This window comes from Ruegeria sp. HKCCA0370, assembly GCF_013033705.1.
GTDB lineage: Bacteria > Pseudomonadota > Alphaproteobacteria > Rhodobacterales > Rhodobacteraceae > Ruegeria.
Window position 1 is genome coordinate 1 of record NZ_WQEP01000006.1, and the last position, 13,176, is coordinate 13,176.

Here is a 13,176-nt window from a genome sequence, read left to right on the forward strand (position 1 = left end):
AGACCAGCGCGTTCGGATCTTCCTCCATGCGGGGGAGAAGTACTGTTCTCACGACGTCGTTCAATGCCCTATCCGCTTGGGCAGCGGCTGGGTCATCGTGATCGACGACGACTTCGAATGCTTCAGTGGCGGTTAAGATTGCGCCCGGCACATGCGCCATGCCCTGCAGCAATGCGCTAATACCCAAATGTTCCACTTGGTTGCTATTAGGCTCCAGACTCATTGATTTACAGCCAGAATAGGACTGTAGCAGCGAGAGCGATGGCCTAGAGGAATACCTTTGGGTATCTGTCATACCGGGCGGCGACGCGCCGCCAATCCTTCAGGCGTCCGATCATGATTTCAATGCGGTAGCGTCGTTTGTAGCGGCGCTTATCGTATCGGACAGGCTTGTCGCGTGACTTTCGACCTGGGATACAGGGCTTTATTCCCCTGTCATTTTTATTCCCCTGTCATTAAGGGCTTCGCGGAACCAGTCTGCGTCATAGCCTCGATCTCCCAGTAGCCAGTCAGCCGATGGTAGACTATTTACCAGAGCCCTGGCGCCCGTGTAAACGCTCACCTGGCCAGCGGATATGAAGAAGCGGATGGGGCGTCCGAGGCTGTCAGTAACGGCGTGCAGTTTCGTATTCATGCCACCCTTGGTGCGCCCTATCAGCCTGCCACGCCCCCCTTCTTCAACCTCTGGCTGGAAGCCGTGCGGTGCGCTTTGAGGTAGGTTGCGTCAATCATAATGGTCTTCTGATCGGTTCCCTCCGCAGCCAGCCCGTTCATGATCCGAGCGAACACACCCATATCGCTCCATCGTTTCCAGCGATTGTACAGCGTCTTTGACGGACCATACTCGCGAGGCGCATCGGACCAACGCAGCCCATTGCGGTTGATGAAGATAAACCCACTCAGTACGCGTCGATCATCAACCCTCGGCTTACCATAGCTCTTGGGAAAGTAAGGCTGAAGCCGCGCCATCTGCTCATCGGTCAGCCAGAATAGATTGCTCATGTTATACCCCTGAAACTCACGGACATGAATCACGTAGGCGGGAAAGCGGCAACCAAATTAATAGGTCCAGAACCTAGCCAGCGATCTTGTCGTGCGGCAACGGACACAGCTCAGCAACACGCTACGCAGCACGTTGGGCGAATTCGGCATCGTGATTGCCCAGGGGATTGAGAGCACCGTGAAATCTGCATAGGCGGCGCTTGAAGGAGATCACCCAAGCATTCCTGAAGTCGCCATGGATATCATGTCGAACCTGTGCAATCAGATGGTCGCCCTGCATCTGCGTATCCTCTAGTACGACAAACGCATCCTGCTTGAAGGTCGAAGTGACACGCCCAAACCAACTGAATTTCGCCCAGGGACTTTCAACCCCCGAGCACAGAACGTACTGAAAACACTCACTCACGGTTAAACCGCCACCGTAGTATAGTGACCAGGTTTGCCGAAAGCGTGACAATCGTGGGGAAGAGTGAAGTCGGAATTCCGGAATATGCTGCGCAACGACAAAGCGCCGGTTGTGTTGCAAAATTTTGGAACGATCAGAGTAAGCGTCTTACCAATCACACTTATCCTGCGATCTCAGCAAACACCCGAAAGCCAGAGGTGGCTGGGCCGGGCCGATCGCGAAACCGAGCACCCCGACGCGACCTTCCTGTTCTACCGGATAGCCTTCAAAACAGCCGATGCGACCGAGCAGGACCGGGGCGCACCCTTCTATCCGGTGGTGCAGGTCTGGCCGGGGCGCTAGGGCACCCGCGCCTGCGGCAGGATGAACGGAACGCCGCTTGTGGGCAGGGTGCTGACCGGCAGATCGATGCCATAGACCTGCCGCATCACATCGTCGGTCAAGACCTCTGAAACCGTGCCGGTGCGCCAGAGCTTTCCGTTCGACAGCACGCAGACCTTGTCGGCGAACAATGCGGTCAGGTTCAGGTCATGCATCACGACCACGACGCCGCCGCCCTGATCGGCGAATTCGCGCGCGATGCGCAGAACCGTGAACTGATGCGCGATGTCCAGGCTGGCGACGGGTTCGTCCAGCAACAGCCAGCGCGGCCGGTCGCGCCGCACCGAGCTCCAGACCTGGGTCAGAACGCGCGCGAGCTGCACGCGTTGCTGCTCGCCGCCGGACAGGTTATGGTAGGAGCGCGGCTCGAACCCCGCAAGATCGACATGCGCCAGGGCGCGCGACGGCAAGGCGTCGTCGCCGTCGGCCAGGCCGCCGGGCAGGCCCAGCCGTACGACTTCCAGCGCGGTGAAGGGAAAGGCGACCGCCGAGGATTGCGGAAGAACGCCCCGCATCGCCGCCAGTTCCCAGGGCTGCAGGGCCGCGATGTCGAGGCCGTTCAGGGTGATCCGGCCGGTGTTCGGGATGTCGCCCGACAGCGCCCTGAGCAAGGTGGATTTGCCCGAGCCGTTGGGCCCGATGATCGCGGTGACCTGTCCGGGTTCGGCCAGACAATCCACATCGCGCAGGATCTGTTTGCGCCCGATGCGGACGCCGACATTTTCAGCTTTCATCATTCACATTCCCATCGATCCGTGGCGGCGCAGCAGGATCCAGAAGAACACCGGCGCGCCCAGAATGGCCGTGACGATGCCGATCGGCAGCTCGGCCGGGGCCACGATCACCCGGCTGATCATGTCGGCGGCCAGCAACAGGGCCGCGCCCAGCAAGGCCGCATTCACCAGCAGCCGGTGGTGATCGGGGCCGGTGCTCAGCCGCAGCAGATGCGGCACGACGATGCCGATGAACCCGATCCCGCCCGACACGGCCACGGCCGCGCCGGTGGCGGCGGCCACCGTCAGGATCGCGATGTTCTTGCTGCGCTGCACCGGAATGCCGATGTGATGCGCCACCGCTTCGCCCATGGCCAGGCCGTTCAGGGCGCGGGCCAGACGCTGCGCGCACAGGATCGACGCCAGTATCAAGGGCGCGGCGGTGGCGACCTTGGTCCAGGTCGCGCCGGCCAGTGACCCCATGCCCCAGAAGGTCAGATCCCGCAGCTGTTGATCGTCGGCGACGTACACCATTACCCCGGACACCGCGCCGGACAGAGCCGCCAGGGCGATACCGGCCAGCAGCATCGTGGCGACCGAGGTCTGCCCCTGGCGCGTCGAAACGCGATAGAGGATCAGGACCGACGCCCAGCCGCCCAGAAAGGCGGCAACCGCGACCAGGCCACTGCCGACCCAGGCCAGAACGGCGGCGGGCAGAAGGTTGCCGAAGACGATGGCGGTGATCGCGCCCAGCCCCGCCCCCGCGCTGACGCCGACGATGCCCGGATCCGCCAGCGGGTTTCGGAACAGCCCCTGCATCACCACGCCCGACACCGCCAGCGCCGCCCCGACCAGGATGCCCATCGCCAGCCGCGGCAGGCGGATATCCCACAGCACGATCCGGTTCAGATCCGACAGGCCCCGGCCATGCAGCAGATCTGAAACGGCCATCTTCAGCGAGGCCCCGGACGCGCCGACCGAGACGCTGGCCACGCTGGTCACGGCCAGAAGGCCGATCAGGGTCAGGGTCACCCATGTCGCCCGCGACCTGCGGGCCTCGGCGGACGGGGGCGCGCCGTTGTCCAGTGCCAGCGTCATGAGCCCCTGACGCCCCGCAATGCGGCCGACAGATCCATGACCGCGTCGGCGGTGCGCGGGCCAAAGCCCAGCAGATAGGCGCCGGGCATCCGGATCAGCGCCCGGTTTTGCCCCGCCGAGGTCAGCCGGACCGCGGGCAGCGCGAACAGCTCTTCCTCCGAGAGGATCGCCTCGCCCTGGCGCTCCATCATCAGGATCACGTCCGGCGCGGTGGCGGCCAAGGCTTCGGGCGTCATCGTCTTGAAACCCGTCACATCGGCGGCCGCGTTCTTGCCTCCGGCCATCCGGATGATGGTGTCGGCCTGGGTCTCAGCCCCGCCGACGACAAACTCGCCGCCCCGTGCCGAAAGCAGGAACAGCACGTTCACCGGCGCGTCCTGCGCGGCGGACGACTCGGCCAGCGCCCGGTCCAGCCGGCGTGCGGTTTCGGCCGCCAGGGCTTCGGCCTCGGGCTCGACCCCCAGCGCAGCACCCACGGCGCGGATCTTGTCGATGACGCCACCGCGCGAGAATTCGTCGGCAATGGCGACGTAATCCACGCCGGCCTCTTGCAGCACCGCGATGGTCTCGGGCGGGCCCGACCCTTCGAGCGCCAGGATCAGGTCGGGGGCAACCGACAGCACGCCCTCGGGCGACAGGGCCCGGCGATACCCGACATCGGGCAGATCCGCCGCCTCGGGCGGCCAGGTCGAACTGCGGTCACGGCCGACCAGCCGGTGCTGCTGGCCCAGGGCATGGACGATCTCGGTCAGCGAACTGCCGATGGCGATCACGCGTTTGCTCTCGGCCTGCGCGGCCGCCGCCGAAACCAGCAAAGCCGCGCAGAGTGTCACCAGGCCCCGCATCATGCCGCTCCGGTATCGGCCGGTCCGGGCAGCGCGGCCACCAGCGCATCCCAGGCGGGGCGATGATCGGCCTCGCCGGTGCGGCGCCCGAAGATCTGCAGGATCAGGGCGCCGTCCGCATCGAAGGCCTCGACCGAGACCGCCGGGCCGCGCTGGGTCGGTTTGTCGACGGCCCAGACCTCGGCGATGTGATCGCTGCGCAGATGCAGGTTGAAGCCCGGATCCAGCACGTTGAACCACGGCCCCATCTGCTGAAGATTTTGCACCGGGCCGCCGTGGATCTCGATGCAGCCGCGGTTGCCGACGAAGATCATCACCTCGATCTGCCGGTCCCGCACCTGTTCGAACAGGCCGGTTACCGCCGCGGGATCAACCGCGCGGGCCAGCGGTTCGCCCGCGATGCGATAGGCGCCCAGCCGGTTCATCCTGAGCTTGGAAGTCAGGCGCAGGAACTGGTGCGTGTCCGTCATCTTTGCCCATTCGCGGCGCAGCGCGTCGGACTTGTCGGCATTGGTCTTGGGCGCTTCGGCCGGTTTGCGCGGCACGACCGCCATCGTCTGGCCTTGATCCTCGGCGGCCGATGCCCGAACCAAGCTGTCCCAGTGGCCCAGGTCTGAGCCATCCCGCAGGATGATTTTGTGAACCGCGTCCCCGGCTGCATCGAACACCTGGATCGAGCGGCGCAGACCGGCTTCGGTTTCCCGCTCGACGGCAAAGACATGGTGCCATTGCGCGGGGAACATACGCAGGTCGATTTCTTCGGTCAGCACCATCGCGGCATGCTGGCCGCTGTGGTAATTGTCGTATCGCCCGATCTTTTCGATCACGCAGGACGGGTTGCGCGTCAGCGCCAAGACCTCGCCCAAGCCGGCCAACTGGCCGAACAGCCCGTCAAGGCCGGGGGTCAGACGCGTCACGCCCTGCCCGGCAAAGGCCGCGACCAGCTGGCCCTCGCTCAACCCCAGCGATTCCGCGAAATCGCGGTCTCGCTGGCCTGTTTTCTGCGCATAGGCAGCACGAATATCCTGAGGAGCCATAAGCACCTGTTCCATAGCGGGTTTCCCGTCTTCATCGTGGTTCCAAGGGGGTGCTGGCCCGGGCGCTGATCGCAAACAGCGTCCTGCTGGCAGTGCCGAAAATTCAGGCACGAAATTATGTTGACTGTTTTAGTCACCTTTATTAACGAGCACAAGTCGCCGCGAAAAGGCGATTCCAAAAAAACAGCAAAAAAAACCGACCAGCGCCAGCGACCTGCAAGCATCTCCGGTCCTCACACTTGTTTCGAAGGGACAGAAATGCGTGCGCGTACACATATTGCAGGCCTGCTTGGGACTGCGTCTTGCCTTGGTTTGATGGCGTCCATGGTTTGGGCGCAGGAACAGGATGACGGGTTCCTCGGGACCCTGGAGCTGGGCGAAAGCAAACGCGAGATCCAGACCGGCACCGCGGTTCCGGTCACGAATATCGACCAGGAAGAGATCGATGACCGTCAGGCCAACACGGTGGCCGAGCTGATCGATTCGGTTCCCGGCGTTACCCTGGTGAACGGCTCGACCCCGCAAGGATCGGGCATCAATATCCGCGGATACGGGGCCAACGGCACCTTCGGCACCGATCAGAAGGTTCTGATCCTGGTCGACGGCGCCACCACCGGCGCGGAAGAGCTGTACCGGATCGGCAACCAGTTGTTCACCGATCCGCAACTGTACAAAAGCGTCTCGGTCATCCGCGGCACGGTGGGGTCCTTCGAATACGGCTCGGGCGTCGTCGGTGGCGTGGTTCAGCTGGAAACCAAGGACGCGTCCGACTTTACCGGCGGCGAGCCGGGGTTCCGCTTCCGCCAGTCGCTCGAGGGGTATTCCAACGGCAGCGGCTTTGCCTCGTCGTCGATCCTGGCGTGGCAACCCAACCGGCAGACCGAATTCCTGTTCAACTACACCTATCGCGACCAGGACGATCAGAAGGACGGGAACGGCGACACGATCGGCAACAGCGCCTTCACCCTGCCTTCGCTGCTGGCCAAGGGGAAATACAGCTTTGGCGACAATCTTGAACATTCGATCACCGCGTCCTGGAACCAGTCCACCTCGGAAGAGCGCGACGTGCCCTATGATTCCTTCGGCACGACGGCGGACGCCTTCGGCAACGTGGACCGCGACATCGAAACCCGGATCGCCGTTCTGCGCTATCAGTACAGGCCGGCCGGCAACGATCTGGTCGATCTGGACGTCAATCTCAGCTATTCCGAGCAGGCCATCGACAGCAGCTATGTGCCCGGCTCGTCCAGCCTGGAGGGAACGCCCTTCTTCCCCGGCATCCGGGCGCTGGCCGATGCCACGCACAATTACGAAACCACCAAGCTGACGATCAAGAACAGCGCGTATTTCCAGACCGGGGCGGCGTCGCATGATCTGCGGTTCGGGGTGGAATTCATCGACCGCAAGCGGCTGGATGCCCCATCGGCGCCGGGTGGCACCGACCGCCGCATCGCGCTGCTTGCCGTCGACGACATCCAGTTCAGCGACCAGCTGACCGTGACGCCCGCGCTGCGGTACGAAACGCAGGACATCAAAGGCAACAGCGACGCGGTCGCGCCCTTCAACGGCAGCTATGACAACGACGCGCTGATGGGCGGCCTGTCAGCCCGTTATGAATTCGCCAGCGGCTTCGCGGTGTTCGCGGGCGGGGCCTATACCGAAAGCCTGCCGATCATCGACGATCTGGGCACACCGCTCTACATGACCCAGCCCGAGAAATCCCGCACCTGGGAGGCCGGCTTTTCCTATGACCGCGGCGACATCTTCGCCGCCGGCGACGTCCTGCGCGCCAAGGTCAATCTCTATAGCACCGATCTGTGGGACATCACCTCGTACGTGTCGGGCAGGCCGTCACGGCCCCTGTCCAAGGTCGAAACCGAGGGCGTCGAGATCGAAGCCTCCTATGCCCATGCCACGGGCTTCTACGTCGATTTCAACGCCAACATCGTCAGCGCCACCGAATTCAACGCGGCGGGCATCGGATCGCCGTGGCGCAACGAACCCACGGATTCGGCGCAGATCACCCTGGGCAAGCGGTTCGGCGAAACCCTGGATGTCAGCTGGGAGATCTTCGGCGCCAAGTCGGGGCTCGATTCCTCGGGCGATCCGGTGGGCGGGTACGGGGTGAACACCCTGCGCGCGACCTATCTGCCGCAAGAGGGCGCGCTGGCCGGGTTCGAACTGCGCGCCGGGATCGAGAACATCTTTGACAAGGCCTATCAGCCGAACCTGTCGACCCGCAATTCGCCGGGCCGGAATTTCAAGCTGACCCTGGCCAAGGCCTTCTGAACCCACACGGAAAGGACCCGTCATGACAAAAGCCGTGCATCACCTTGTTCGGGCGGTCCTGCTGGCCCTGCCCCCCATCGCGGGGGCGGGGTTGGCCAGTGCCGAGAACACGCAGCGAGCAGGCGGCGTCACGATCGAGCTCAGCTCGGCCGTGGACCAAGATCAGGGCTGCCTGCTGAGCTTCGTGGTCGAAAACGCCCATCCAGCGGATATCGGCGGCGCCGTCTATGAAACGGTGCTGTTCGGCGCGCAAGGCGAAGTGGCCCTGCTGACGCTGCTGGATTTCCAGGACCTGCCCGCCGGGCGGCCCCGCGTGCGCCAGTTCAAATTCACCGGCCTTGCCTGCAATCAGATCAGCCGGATCCTGATCAACGGGGTGCAGGACTGCGCCTATCCCGGTGATCTGGCCGATGCCTGCCTGTCCGGCCTGACGCTGCGCAGCCGCCTTGAAACCGAGTTGATTGGATGATCCGATGGATGCGTTTCTGCAAAGACTGACCGCAATTCTGGACCTGGGCGGCCCGGTCGTGGCGGTGCTGATCGCGACCTCTGTCGCGACCATGGCGCTGATCCTCTACAAGCTGTGGCAATACAAGGCCGCCGGGGTCGGGCGGCATGTCGAGCTGTCGCTGGCCATCGAAGCCTGGGACCGCAACGACCGGGCAACCGCGCGCGCGCATCTGGACCGAAGCCGCAGCTATCTGGCGCCGGTGGTCGCCATTGCGCTGGACGGGCACGGGCCGGAACTGATGGACCGCGCCGATGCCGAGGCCGAGGCGCGCTTTGCCGGGCTGGAACGCGGGCTGAACGTGCTGGACATGGTCTCGCAGCTTGCGCCGCTGCTGGGGCTGTTCGGCACCGTGCTGGGCATGATCGAGGCCTTCCGCACCCTTCAGGAGGCCGGCAACGCGGTGGATCCGGCGCTGCTGGCCGGCGGCATCTGGGTTGCGTTGATGACGACCGCCGCGGGGCTGGCCGTGGCCATGCCCACCTCGCTTGTCCTGACCTGGTTCGAGGCGCGCATGACCCGCGAACGGGTCTTTACCAACCGCGCCCTGCGCACGGTGTTTGCCCCCGGCCACGCCGCCGCGCCACGTCCGGCCATTCCGTCCTCCGAGGCGCTGGCACATGGCGCTTGAAACCCGCAAAAGGCGGCACCGGCGCTTGTCGATGACATCCTTGATCGATGTCATCTTTCTGCTGCTGCTGTTTTTCATGCTCACCTCGACCTTCTCGAAATACGCCGAGATCGAACTGACCACCGCCGCGGCGGGCGGGTCGCAGGCCCAGCGGCCCATCCGGTTCATCAAGCTGGAGCGCGACCGCATCCTGATCGACGGCACCGAAGTCGCGCCCGACGCGGTCGCCGCACGGTTCGACGGCCGAACCGACCAGCTGGCCTTGATCAGCCTGGGCGGCGGGGCGACCTCGCAGCAGTTGATCGACTTGCTGACCGCGCTGGAACCCGTGTCTCGGCTCAGCACGCAGGTCATCGGATGATCCGGCTGACCCCGAAAACGAAACCCGGCCGCGAGCCGACGATCGCCCTGATCAACGTGGTCTTTCTGATGCTGGTCTTCTTCATGATCGCAGGCACGCTGGCGCCGCCTCTGGGCGAGTCGGTGCAACTGGTGCGGACGGCGGATCTTGAAGGGCGCGAGCCCCCGGATGCGCTGGTCATCCGCGCCGACGGCGTGCTGGAATATCGCGGGGCCGAGCTGACGGATGTGGCGGCCTATGTCGAGCGCGCCTCGATCGACCTGCCATTGGATACCGTGCGGCTGGTGCCCGACCGGGCCTTGCCGGCAGTGCGGCTGAAAGAGGTCAGCGATGCCCTACGTACCTTGGGCGCCAACCGGGTCTTCGTCGTGACCGAGCGGGGCCTGCCATGATCCCGCAATCCCGCATCATGGCCGCCGCGCTGGTCGTGCTGGCCGCCGCGACCCACGCCGCCGCCCTGTTCGAATTCGACACGGACGAGGCGGTTTTCGTCGAAGGCGGTGGCACGGTTGCCCCTGCGGCGCTGGGGTCCTCGTTCCGGGATTACGCGGCTGGAACCATGGCCCCGCCCCCGGCGGCCGCGCAGCAGTCACCCGTTGCCCCGGCCCGGACCGCGCCAGAGGCCCCGGCCGACCGTGCGCGCGCGCAGCCGGCCACCAGGTTGCAGGCGCAGGCCCCGGCCCGGCGGCAGAGCGCCCATACGCCGACCCTGCAAAAACCCCAGCCGCAGCAGGCCCGACCCCCAAAGCCGCCCACCCCGACCGGCAATGCCGCAGTCAGCCGCAAAAAGGGCAACGCCACCGGCAAAGCGGCGACGGGGGCGGCCTCGGCGAAACGGACGAACCGCGCCGCGCAGGAGCAGGGAAATGCCGAGGCCAGCACTTATGCCGGTCTGGTCAAGCGCAAGATCCTGCGGGCGAGGCGCAAAAGCGTGAACATCCAAGGCTCGGTTCGGGTGGCCTTTCGCATCGCCGACAGCGGCGCGCTGGCCTCGGTCAGCGTTGCCCGCAGCTCGGGCTCGTCCCGGCTGGATCAGGTCGCACTGGCACAGGTCCGGGCCGCCGCGCCCTTCCCGCCGCCGCCGGCCTCGGTGCGGCGCGCCTATACCGTGGAAATCGTCAGTAAATAGCCGACCCCTTGCGCGAATCGGGATTTATCGCAACTTCCCATTTTTCGCGCGGACGTTTCCTTGGGACTGTTGCATTGTTTTGAGGGGTTTTGTTGCAAAGATTTAAGCCCATTGAGTTGTTTCAGCAATCGCTCGTGCGTCAGGTGGCGAGCTCAACGAACTGCTGAAATGGGCAGAGGCCGGGCGTGAGTTGGCCCTTGCGGACCATGTGCGACACTTCGATTCCGTCAAGCGTTGTCGCCGCTGAAGCGAGGGCCTTGAACCCTAGCATCGGTCGCGTGCGTCTCTTGATGAAGCGATGGTCCTGTTCCACAATGTTATTTAAAGGCTTTGTCGCATTCTTTTTTAAAGTCGGAATGCGGCTCGAAACTAGCTGTGTTTAGTTGGCTAGTTCCGCAAATTGCTTGCACGGACAGATTCCGAGTCCGAACTGACCCTTTCGGATCATCTTCGCACTTCAATCCCACCAAGCGTAGCGGAAGCAGATACAAACGATTTGAAGCCGAGCATTGGTCGGATCCGGCGTTTGATAAATCTGTGATCTTGCTCAATAATGTTGTTTAGGAATTTCCACCTCTCCATCTCGATTGGGATCGGACAACCAAAGCCCTTCAACATCTGTAGACGGCTTTGATACCGGCGGTGTTAGCACCGCTTTCGTCTATCACTATCTTTCTTGGGAGCCCGTTTACCTCAAGCGCACGCGCGAAGAACTTCGTTGCTGCAGCTTTGTTCCGCCGTTTGGACAGCATGAAATCAAGAGTCTTACCGTGTTTGTCGACTGCGCGATACAAGTAGACCCATTCCCCTTTGCCGCGCACGTAGGTTTCGTCCATCCGCCAGGCTCGATCGCAGCAACGCTTCTTTCGACGCGTCCGGTCGGCGACCAGAGGTGCGTATCGGTTCCAGTGGTCTTGCCGGCGTCAGTTAGTCAACTAAGCGAAATGTGTGATAAGACAAAACAGAACTCTAAAGTGATCAAGCTTGCTGCTTAGCAACTCACTCTGGAGTCAGCAAATCGGCAAACTTGTCGCGCGCAACTGACCGGAGAATGGTTCCTATAATTTCTATAGTGCGTTTGTGCGCTGAACGTTTTCTCCAGACCAAGCCAACGGACCTTGTGAAACGGTCCTTGCGAAACGATAGGACAGAAACATCGCCGGTGTCCGGGGAAACCTCGGAACGAACATATAGAGCAGGCAGAAAGCAGACACCCATGTTTAACGCAGTCATTTGCCGTAAGGCATCAAGACTTGTACCTTCGTAGTCTTGCCGTGGATTGGCACCCAATTCCTCGCACAAAGCGACAATCTGATTGTGCAACACATAAGTCGACGTCAAAGCAAGGACGCCTTGCCCGGCCAAGTCCACATCTTGGGCTTCAGACTTGCTCGACAGCGCATGATCTTTTGCGACGGTCAGCTTTAGTGGCTCCCGGAATAGGCTCTCTACCTCCAAGTCGGCTGATCGTACCGGAAGCTGTGTGAGGATTAGATCGTGCTGACCGCGAAGAAGCTCTTCTTGCAGAACCAGCGGTGCTGCATCTCGAACGATCAACTTAAGTGAAGGAAAAGACGTATGTAGGTGCCGCATAACATACGGGAGGAAATAGGGACCCAATGTGGGAGATGTTCCTAACCGGATGGTGCCACTGACACCGGCGCTGGCATCTCGCGCCAAGTCCTTAAGCGTTTCCGCTTCCTCAAGCACCCGTCGCGCCTGCGCCAGAACTTCCCGACCATTTGGGGTCAGGATTGCTCCCCGCTGACCACGCTCGACTAATTGGACACCGAGCACGGCTTCCAACCCGGCGATCTGTTGACTAAGCGAAGGCTGGCTGATGCCAAGGCGTTCAGCCGCACGCCGATAGTGTCGCGCTTCGGTCAACGCGACAAAGTATGCCAACTGCTTCAAAGTCACATCACTACCCACGATGCCAGCCTCCAATGGATAGGTTTTTCCTATTTAAATTTAAATTATGATCACCTTTTTAGAATTTCTATCCACCCGATATTGAAAAAGTAACTGCTGATAGAGCGGGTTCGACTTTCTCACCGCCGTTCTCAAGGGTGCTTTCCAATTTCTTTTGCGAAACCATACAAAGGTGTAGAAACTTTGACCTGCCCCCGAAACCTACCCCATTCTTATGTATGACCCAGCCCCCTGATCCGGGCCGCTTGGATCTAAAATCCGTTCCTGTTTCTTTCTTGTGACTAGGTTGCAGTCGAGACCTGCTGAGCGGAGCCCTTGCGTAGCTCAAGCGAAGCAGGCCGGGTGGCAAGGCTGAGATTGGATGGACCAAGGGGCACACACGCCGCAACAGCGTTTGGTATCTGCTTCGAAAACTTGCCGAGTTGGCAATCAGCGAAGATGATCAAACCAAATCTGAAACTTAGGGCGTGTGTAAGCAACGGGGCAGAGTTAGCGAATAACGAGAGCGAACGCGTCAAACATTAGTTGATTCCAGCCTCTTTTTCTACTTCAGCAACCAACTCGGTAACCGTCAGACCCAATGCACCACTAAGAAGATGTAGTGTCCCAAGCGTTGGTTGGTGGTGGCCGGACTCCAGAAGTGAGATGTACTGCATGCTCCTGCTTGCATGAGTGGCGAGGTCTTGTTGCGATAACTTCTTAGCCAACCTGTAGCGGCGCAAAACTCTTGAGAATGCCAATAGCAGCGGGTCGTCTTTTTCATGCGCCATGTTTTGACAAATCGCCCACACAACGCTAGTCGTCTATACAGTATACTTTGAATCTTGAGGTAAATTCTAACACC

General features: G+C 62.0%; 15 protein-coding genes and 2 pseudogenes. 7 read left to right on the forward strand and 10 right to left on the reverse strand.

The genetic code is table 11. The annotated features are described in order from the left end of the window. On the reverse strand, positions 1 to 223 hold a 223-nt coding region (locus GOW31_RS21885; protein ID WP_217356681.1), incomplete at its 3' end, for a hypothetical protein. Positions 224 to 266: 43 nt separating this feature from the next. After that, positions 267 to 1,002, reverse strand: a pseudogene (locus GOW31_RS13245) (IS5 family transposase). Between the two features lie 469 nt (positions 1,003 to 1,471). Here GOW31_RS13245 and GOW31_RS13250 point away from each other — a divergent pair. Further along, a complete protein-coding gene (locus tag GOW31_RS13250; protein ID WP_217356682.1) occupies positions 1,472 to 1,750 on the forward strand; it encodes a hypothetical protein in 279 nt (92 codons plus the stop codon). Here the strand turns inward: GOW31_RS13250 and GOW31_RS13255 are convergent. From GOW31_RS13255 to GOW31_RS13270, 4 genes are read right to left on the reverse strand one after another with little or no spacing between them, the layout of a single operon-like run. Beyond that, positions 1,747 to 2,526: a heme ABC transporter ATP-binding protein gene (locus GOW31_RS13255; RefSeq protein ID WP_171117696.1), complete on the reverse strand. Its 780-nt coding sequence runs from the start codon at positions 2,524 to 2,526 to the stop codon at positions 1,747 to 1,749. The genes GOW31_RS13250 and GOW31_RS13255 overlap by 4 nt on opposite strands. Then, positions 2,527 to 3,600, reverse strand: a complete 1,074-nt coding sequence (locus GOW31_RS13260) for an iron ABC transporter permease (protein ID WP_171170694.1) — start codon at positions 3,598 to 3,600, stop codon at positions 2,527 to 2,529. Further along, a complete protein-coding gene (locus GOW31_RS13265) occupies positions 3,597 to 4,445 on the reverse strand; it encodes a hemin ABC transporter substrate-binding protein (RefSeq protein ID WP_254441722.1) in 849 nt (282 codons plus the stop codon). The genes GOW31_RS13260 and GOW31_RS13265 overlap by 4 nt, the downstream gene beginning before the upstream one ends. Then, on the reverse strand, positions 4,445 to 5,497 hold the full coding sequence (locus GOW31_RS13270) for a hemin-degrading factor (RefSeq protein ID WP_171170698.1): 1,053 nt from the start codon (positions 5,495 to 5,497) through the stop codon (positions 4,445 to 4,447). The genes GOW31_RS13265 and GOW31_RS13270 overlap by 1 nt, the downstream gene beginning before the upstream one ends. A gap of 300 nt (positions 5,498 to 5,797) precedes the next feature. Between GOW31_RS13270 and GOW31_RS13275 the strand changes: the two genes are divergently transcribed. From GOW31_RS13275 to GOW31_RS13300, 6 genes are read left to right on the forward strand one after another with little or no spacing between them, the layout of a single operon-like run. After that, on the forward strand, positions 5,798 to 7,771 hold the full coding sequence (locus tag GOW31_RS13275; RefSeq protein ID WP_254441726.1) for a TonB-dependent receptor domain-containing protein: 1,974 nt from the start codon (positions 5,798 to 5,800) through the stop codon (positions 7,769 to 7,771). A 22-nt stretch (positions 7,772 to 7,793) separates the two neighbouring features. Next, positions 7,794 to 8,240: a hypothetical protein gene (locus tag GOW31_RS13280; RefSeq protein WP_216602464.1), complete on the forward strand. Its 447-nt coding sequence runs from the start codon at positions 7,794 to 7,796 to the stop codon at positions 8,238 to 8,240. A gap of 4 nt (positions 8,241 to 8,244) precedes the next feature. Then, positions 8,245 to 8,910 carry a MotA/TolQ/ExbB proton channel family protein gene (locus GOW31_RS13285; RefSeq protein WP_171171014.1) on the forward strand — a complete coding sequence of 222 codons (666 nt, stop codon included), beginning with the start codon at positions 8,245 to 8,247 and terminating at the stop codon, positions 8,908 to 8,910. Beyond that, entirely contained in the window at positions 8,900 to 9,271 is a 372-nt protein-coding gene (locus GOW31_RS13290; RefSeq protein ID WP_171117684.1) for a biopolymer transporter ExbD, read from the forward strand. Before GOW31_RS13285 ends, GOW31_RS13290 begins: the two co-directional genes overlap by 11 nt. Further along, positions 9,268 to 9,663, forward strand: coding sequence for a biopolymer transporter ExbD (locus GOW31_RS13295; RefSeq protein ID WP_171170702.1), 396 nt, complete (start codon positions 9,268 to 9,270; stop codon positions 9,661 to 9,663). Before GOW31_RS13290 ends, GOW31_RS13295 begins: the two co-directional genes overlap by 4 nt. Beyond that, positions 9,660 to 10,400, forward strand: coding sequence for an energy transducer TonB (locus tag GOW31_RS13300; RefSeq protein WP_171170704.1), 741 nt, complete (start codon positions 9,660 to 9,662; stop codon positions 10,398 to 10,400). The genes GOW31_RS13295 and GOW31_RS13300 overlap by 4 nt, the downstream gene beginning before the upstream one ends. Before the next feature lie 139 nt (positions 10,401 to 10,539). Here GOW31_RS13300 and GOW31_RS13305 read toward each other — a convergent pair whose 3' ends face one another. The 4 genes and pseudogenes from GOW31_RS13305 to GOW31_RS13320 all read right to left on the reverse strand — a co-directional run bounded on the left by GOW31_RS13305 (position 10,540) and on the right by GOW31_RS13320 (position 13,102). After that, on the reverse strand, positions 10,540 to 10,758 hold the full coding sequence (locus GOW31_RS13305) for a DDE-type integrase/transposase/recombinase (protein WP_367397115.1): 219 nt from the start codon (positions 10,756 to 10,758) through the stop codon (positions 10,540 to 10,542). 21 nt (positions 10,759 to 10,779) lie between these two features. Beyond that, positions 10,780 to 11,302 (reverse strand): annotated as a pseudogene (locus tag GOW31_RS13310) (IS6 family transposase); the annotation flags it as partial. A 97-nt stretch (positions 11,303 to 11,399) separates the two neighbouring features. After that, positions 11,400 to 12,347, reverse strand: a complete 948-nt coding sequence (locus GOW31_RS13315) for a LysR substrate-binding domain-containing protein (RefSeq protein WP_171170707.1) — start codon at positions 12,345 to 12,347, stop codon at positions 11,400 to 11,402. Positions 12,348 to 12,853: 506 nt separating this feature from the next. Further along, positions 12,854 to 13,102: a helix-turn-helix domain-containing protein gene (locus GOW31_RS13320; RefSeq protein ID WP_171170708.1), complete on the reverse strand. Its 249-nt coding sequence runs from the start codon at positions 13,100 to 13,102 to the stop codon at positions 12,854 to 12,856. Positions 13,103 to 13,176: the final 74 nt, after the last annotated feature.

Bases quoted from the DNA above. Each gene is read 5' to 3' on its own strand.
- GOW31_RS13255 (WP_171117696.1), bottom strand. From the start codon at position 2,526: ATGATGAAAGCTGAAAATGTCGGCGTCCGCATCGGGCGCAAACAGATC.
- GOW31_RS13300 (WP_171170704.1), top strand. From the start codon at position 9,660: ATGATCCCGCAATCCCGCATCATGGCCGCCGCGCTGGTCGTGCTGGCC.
- GOW31_RS13285 (WP_171171014.1), top strand. From the start codon at position 8,245: ATGGATGCGTTTCTGCAAAGACTGACCGCAATTCTGGACCTGGGCGGC.
- GOW31_RS13320 (WP_171170708.1), bottom strand. From the start codon at position 13,102: ATGGCGCATGAAAAAGACGACCCGCTGCTATTGGCATTCTCAAGAGTT.
- GOW31_RS13260 (WP_171170694.1), bottom strand. From the start codon at position 3,600: ATGACGCTGGCACTGGACAACGGCGCGCCCCCGTCCGCCGAGGCCCGC.
- GOW31_RS13280 (WP_216602464.1), top strand. From the start codon at position 7,794: ATGACAAAAGCCGTGCATCACCTTGTTCGGGCGGTCCTGCTGGCCCTG.
- GOW31_RS13275 (WP_254441726.1), top strand. From the start codon at position 5,798: ATGGCGTCCATGGTTTGGGCGCAGGAACAGGATGACGGGTTCCTCGGG.
- GOW31_RS13295 (WP_171170702.1), top strand. From the start codon at position 9,268: ATGATCCGGCTGACCCCGAAAACGAAACCCGGCCGCGAGCCGACGATC.
- GOW31_RS13270 (WP_171170698.1), bottom strand. From the start codon at position 5,497: ATGGAACAGGTGCTTATGGCTCCTCAGGATATTCGTGCTGCCTATGCG.
- GOW31_RS13265 (WP_254441722.1), bottom strand. From the start codon at position 4,445: ATGCGGGGCCTGGTGACACTCTGCGCGGCTTTGCTGGTTTCGGCGGCG.
- GOW31_RS13290 (WP_171117684.1), top strand. From the start codon at position 8,900: ATGGCGCTTGAAACCCGCAAAAGGCGGCACCGGCGCTTGTCGATGACA.